Origin of the sequence: Chamaesiphon sp. VAR_69_metabat_338, from assembly GCF_031423935.1 — a bacterium.
Classification (GTDB): domain Bacteria; phylum Cyanobacteriota; class Cyanobacteriia; order Cyanobacteriales; family Chamaesiphonaceae; genus Chamaesiphon.
Window position 1 is genome coordinate 1 of the sequence record NZ_JANPGM010000749.1, and the last position, 4930, is coordinate 4930.

General features: G+C 48.4%; 6 protein-coding genes. 1 reads left to right on the forward strand and 5 read right to left on the reverse strand.

What is annotated here, in order from left to right:
- The first annotated feature begins 158 nt into the window (after positions 1-158).
- Positions 159-602 (forward strand): hypothetical protein, encoded by a 444-nt coding sequence (locus RMO84_RS20660; protein WP_310490317.1) that lies wholly within the window; start codon positions 159-161, stop codon positions 600-602.
- A 91-nt stretch (positions 603-693) separates the two neighbouring features.
- Here RMO84_RS20660 and RMO84_RS20665 read toward each other — a convergent pair whose 3' ends face one another.
- The 5 genes from RMO84_RS20665 to RMO84_RS20685 all read right to left on the reverse strand — a co-directional run bounded on the left by RMO84_RS20665 (position 694) and on the right by RMO84_RS20685 (position 4715).
- Positions 694-2184 (reverse strand): PRC-barrel domain-containing protein, encoded by a 1491-nt coding sequence (locus RMO84_RS20665; RefSeq protein ID WP_310490318.1) that lies wholly within the window; start codon positions 2182-2184, stop codon positions 694-696.
- 77 nt (positions 2185-2261) lie between these two features.
- Positions 2262-2438: a hypothetical protein gene (locus RMO84_RS20670; RefSeq protein WP_310490319.1), complete on the reverse strand. Its 177-nt coding sequence runs from the start codon at positions 2436-2438 to the stop codon at positions 2262-2264.
- Positions 2439-2774: 336 nt separating this feature from the next.
- Positions 2775-3014 (reverse strand): hypothetical protein, encoded by a 240-nt coding sequence (locus RMO84_RS20675; protein WP_310490320.1) that lies wholly within the window; start codon positions 3012-3014, stop codon positions 2775-2777.
- 287 nt (positions 3015-3301) lie between these two features.
- The gene (locus tag RMO84_RS20680) at positions 3302-3802 is read right to left on the reverse strand and encodes a hypothetical protein (protein ID WP_310490321.1); all 501 of its coding nucleotides are present in this window, start codon (positions 3800-3802) and stop codon (positions 3302-3304) included.
- Between the two features lie 130 nt (positions 3803-3932).
- Positions 3933-4715 (reverse strand): ChaB family protein, encoded by a 783-nt coding sequence (locus RMO84_RS20685; RefSeq protein ID WP_310490322.1) that lies wholly within the window; start codon positions 4713-4715, stop codon positions 3933-3935.
- Positions 4716-4930 lie beyond the last annotated feature (215 nt).

Here is a 4930-nt window from a genome sequence, read left to right on the forward strand (position 1 = left end):
CGATCTCACCTGCAAGCGATCGGCCAATTGCTTTTTCTTAAGTATTTTCTACTTGACGCGACTGCGCCAGTTGCAGCTATCTTCGATCGCAACTAGTAATATATTGTGTTAGCATGTATCGAAAGTTAGTGTAACTCAAATTACAATCAGATGTTCAGATGCTCAAACTTCAGTCATTAGCGTTGGGACTTATTACTGCGGCGATCTATACCCCTCATGCGCAAGCAAATAGCTTCCCAGAGCGATTCTCGTTCCTTAATGCCAAAGGCAAGGCTTCGCCAACGCGTTCGCGAAGCGTCTGCCTGCGCACAGAGGCTACGCCAACGACCCACAACTCCTTCAATCGCGAGCTTCACGCGCAGGTTGTCAAGCCTCTCAAAAAATCAATTCCGGCTCAACAGCCCAAGCTCGAAAAAGTCCCGCTCAAAACACGTAAGTATCCAGAAGTTCGGATGCAACCAAGCAGTAGTTCCAATCAACTTGAGTGCGATCGCCTGCACAGACTAGACCAAAGTGGTAGTCTTCCCCCCAATATGACCGTCAAAACTAGTATTACGTTTGGGCAACCTATCGATCCAACTTGTGCTACAGTCACTAAATAAAAGTAGTTAGTGGTGAAAGTTAAGACACGATAGTTGCCACTAGATCGAATCGGTGGACTCAACCTAGTGGCAACCATCAACTATCAATTACCTACAGTGCCAATCTGCCCTTTTCTGGTGCTTTTAGCTCCTGGAGCGTGAGCTGTGGCGTCTCGGTGTAGACCGAATCGAGCAAGACATCGAGCATCCCTGCCGTACGAGCACCTTCGATCGCTTTATGACCGATTAATTCGCCAACATTGAGAATCACCTCATCATGGCGATCGAGAATGACACGGGTAGTCGGACGCCCCAATGCGCCTCTAATCCGTTTTTGTTCGATCGCTTCGGTGCTGCGACCTTGCAGATCGTTGGCGGTTTCTTTGACCTTCTCCCACATATTTGCCGCACCCGATTGCAGTTTTTCTCCAGCAATTGCGGTATTAGCTTGGAGTCGTTCGCCATTAGCTTGAAGTCGTTCGCCAGTGGTGGTAGCCAAGCTGCCGGCTTGGGACTGGGCGGCAGTGAGAGGAGACAAACCGACTGCGTCGAGTAAAGCCGCCTCTTGGTGGGCGAGCTTGGTTTGCTCGATCGCGCGATCGGTGACAATCTGCCCTTGAGCGACAATAATAAAGCCGGAAGGGGTATAGACGGCACGCTGCGAGCGTTTGCCGAGTGCTTGCTCGACGGTCGATCTGGCGACTACCGAATCCAACCTGTCGCGGAGCGGCTCTCTCAAATTACCGCCAGCCGAGCGGTACAGCTCGTCGAGGAGATTTAGCTGTTCGGCGGTAGTGGCGACGCTCGGCGAGATCGTTTCGCCAGCGCGCACCACAGTGCGACCGTCTGGCGTCTGGATGGTTTGGCGGGCAACTTTACCGATCGCAAATTCCTTTTGAGCCGATCGATCCACAATGGTATTTGTGAGGCTAGCATTTGCTAATCGTCCGACTGCTTGGAATTTTTCACCAGCAACTTGGGAGCCATCTTGGAGACGTTCGCCTGCGACTTTGGCTGTAGATTGGATTCTCTCACTAGCAACTTGGGCAGTAGTCTGGAGCTTTTCACTAGCAGTTTGCATTGCAGCTTTAATCCCGCCGACTTGCTCTTCCATCAGGGCGATAGTTTCGAGCGGAACAAAGGCTATATCGCGACCAATTTTGATCGTTTTGGGCGCAGGTACGAACGATCTACCGGAGTAAGCATCCGCAAACAGCCCGCCAGAAGTGTCGTAGCCTTCGATTTTGCCAGTATTTTCATCGAAATACAAGTCTACTAATCTACCGAGATTGCGACCATCCGTGGTCATAATCCGCGTACCATTTAAGACATTATTGTTATCTAAAATTTTGTGAATTAGATCGTAGTTCCGCGATGGCGCGATCGCCTCGCGTCCGGGAATAATGACTGCATCTGCACCGATTGCTTTAATCAAACTCAGTGGTAAAACTTTAGCATCGTTGAATAAACTACTTTCCTGAGTCAAGAAACCCAGTAGTGTATTATCATTTTGATCGAAAATCAGATCGATAATATTCGCAATTTTTTCACCAGTGTCATAGGCAATAATCGGCTTGCCAATAATATCTTTTCCCTTACGCACGATCTTTGTTCTCCGTTAGTTTAAAAACTGATTGATTTAGCTAGCAAATGACAGCAACGCGATCGCAAAATATCTTGTCAGGTGCGCGGGGGGGTTTGGTCGGAAACCCGCATTGTCGGGTTGTCTCTACCAAAGCCAGGAACGATATCGATCTCACCCATGTACTCTAAACCAGTCACAGCAGCAGCTACAACTACAATTAGCAGGGTTGTATACAAGGGAGTTTTGGATATTTTACCAATCAGGCGTGGCATAAAAAATATTGTTTTTAAAACTGGTTTATTACTTTAATGGTAGCCATTTAAGTCGATATAAATAATCGCTCGATCGAGCTAAAAATAAGGAATTGCTACTGTCTCATTAGAAGGAGCCTCCCAAGAACGGTCTATTTCCAAAGATGTAATTAACTAAGTGGCGATCGGATTATGCCGATCGTTTGGTTTGGATCGAGACAAAAAGACCCAGACACAATCTGCCTGGGTCTTGAAAACTAAAAATACCCGGTTAGCGTTAAGAATAATTCACTAGATCTCTCCTAAACCAGCCAAGTGAGAGGCTTCGTTAGTAGGAGAGAATCGGCTGGCTAGAGCTTATTTGTTTAGCTCTTCTTTAGCCCGATCGATACCATCTTGCATCTTATTGCCTAAATTTTTAGCTGTATCTACAACTTTATCTTTTGCATCTTCGATGCCATCGCGATCTTTCGCCGCTCCTTGCTTGGCTTGTCCAGCAGCTTCGTCTTCAGAGCTACCAGTAACTTTACCGATCGCTTCTTGACCTTTACCTTCTAGATTTTGAGCTGCTGCTTTAGAGCGTTCTTCAATACTCATGATTTTCTGCCTTTAGTGGTTAATATTATTTATTTGAACTATCTGTAATATACAATTTTTATCACTTATCTCTCTCTCCTAAAAGTGATACTTTCGTTACCAAATAGCGAGAACACAAATCCGTCGATCGATTGGTAAAATATCGGTCGATCGAGGCACTTAACCACTAGTAATAATTTCCAATAAATATATGGCTAAAACTCTACCTCCGACTGAGATCTCAAGTCGGAGGTAGATGGTATTAATCATCTCGATCGGTTGTAACCGAGACGATCGGGATCGGGAAGCTATTGCTCGAACCATTGAGCTTCATGAATGGCTTTCTGGGCTTGCTCGATCGGGTGGGAATAGAACCGACGATCGTCAGTATCCTCTCCATCAAACTGCTCTTCGGTATCCCCTGCGCCCTCGATCGCGCTCGGAGGCGCGGGTTGTATCATGTCGGCAGTGGGCACGATTTGGCGAGCAGTTAGAACTGTTTCAGCTCGAATCGAGTCACAAGCTGCCGTAAAAGTTTGCGGTTTTACCTGCGGTGGTTGAGTCGATAGAATCTGCCGCGCTTCGTCGCCGATCTCGCCTTTAATCGTCAAGCAAGCCTCCGTAATCGTCGGCGGTTTGCTCTGATACTCTTTACCGCCAATGAGATGTTGGGCGGTACTGGCAATTTCATCTTTCATTACCAAGCAAGCTTCAGAGATCGTTTGAAATCGATCGCGATCGGGCTGCGGAGTAGATTCGATCGCTCCGTGCGTTACGGGTAAGCGATCTGAAGTATTAGCATCGTCCATAGTATGTTCGGGTGTGCGAACGCACAACTCAAGTAACTACCAATGTACGATCGATTGCAGATCTGCATATCTACTGAATTATAGATCTACACTCTCTCGATCGAGATAGTCAGCCGCTCGCACCCTCACATTAGACGACCATTTTTTCCTTCGACCAGACACCCTGCTCGTCTTCGTCAAACCGCTGGTGGATCTTGTCCCAAGCAGTTGCCTCGGACTGAGCTTTGTCATTGGTGGTTTTGAAAGCTTCGCTGTAGCTCTCGACAAACAACTGCTGAGCCGCTGGGGACAGGTGAGTGCGAATTTCGGGCGAAAGGTCTTCAGGGCTGTTGCATTCACCAGCAGCCCGGGGCAGCGGTGCATCATTAACGTGGATATCTTTACCACCAGCACTTTCCAACAGGAGCTGGTATTCGCCCACGCGATCGGCGGGAACTTCCAGCATCATCATAAATTCGCCAGCTTCGAGCCGCGTTTGATAGAGGGCTGCTTGTTCTTCGGGCATGCCTAATGCCGCCAATACAGACACCAGACCGGCACCAGCACTACCCGCGATCGCGCCGCTAGTAGCTCCGAGTAAAATTGCGCCGATCGGCCCTGCGGCCACGATGGGGCCGACAAAGGGCACCAGTAAAACACCAACGCCAGTCAGCAAGCTCAAGAACGAGCCAAATAAGGAACCAAAGATCGCACCGCTACGCAGTCCGCCCAAAATGATGTCCCGTTTGGAAATAAAGCCGGTAATCCGAGTTTCTGATTGAAAATTGCGACCCAAGACCGAGATATGCTCTTTATCGATGCCGCGCTCGATTAGACGACGCACGACGCCATCAATTTGCTGCTCTTCGGCAAAAACTGCGGAAATCGTCCGCTCGACTACAGGTAAAGTGGTGGTTGCGGTTGCTTCTGGCATCTTAAATTAGGGAAATAGTGAATAGATGCTGCGGGTAGAGACGCGCTCTACCCGAACTATGAGTATGTCTGAGAAGTTTAATTGCTGCGCTTTGAGTGGGTAGATCCCCCCTAGCCCCCCTTAAAAAGCTACGGTGTATACACAAGTCTGTCGGACTTCGTTTTGAGATCTGAATCCCCCCTAACCCCCCTTGAAAAGGGGGGAAAAAGATCCGG

Coding starts and splice junctions, on each gene's coding strand:
- RMO84_RS20685 (WP_310490322.1), bottom strand. CDS start 4,715: ATGCCAGAAGCAACCGCAACCACCACTTTACCTGTAGTCGAGCGGACG.
- RMO84_RS20660 (WP_310490317.1), top strand. CDS start 159: ATGCTCAAACTTCAGTCATTAGCGTTGGGACTTATTACTGCGGCGATC.
- RMO84_RS20670 (WP_310490319.1), bottom strand. CDS start 2,438: ATGCCACGCCTGATTGGTAAAATATCCAAAACTCCCTTGTATACAACC.
- RMO84_RS20680 (WP_310490321.1), bottom strand. CDS start 3,802: ATGGACGATGCTAATACTTCAGATCGCTTACCCGTAACGCACGGAGCG.
- RMO84_RS20675 (WP_310490320.1), bottom strand. CDS start 3,014: ATGAGTATTGAAGAACGCTCTAAAGCAGCAGCTCAAAATCTAGAAGGT.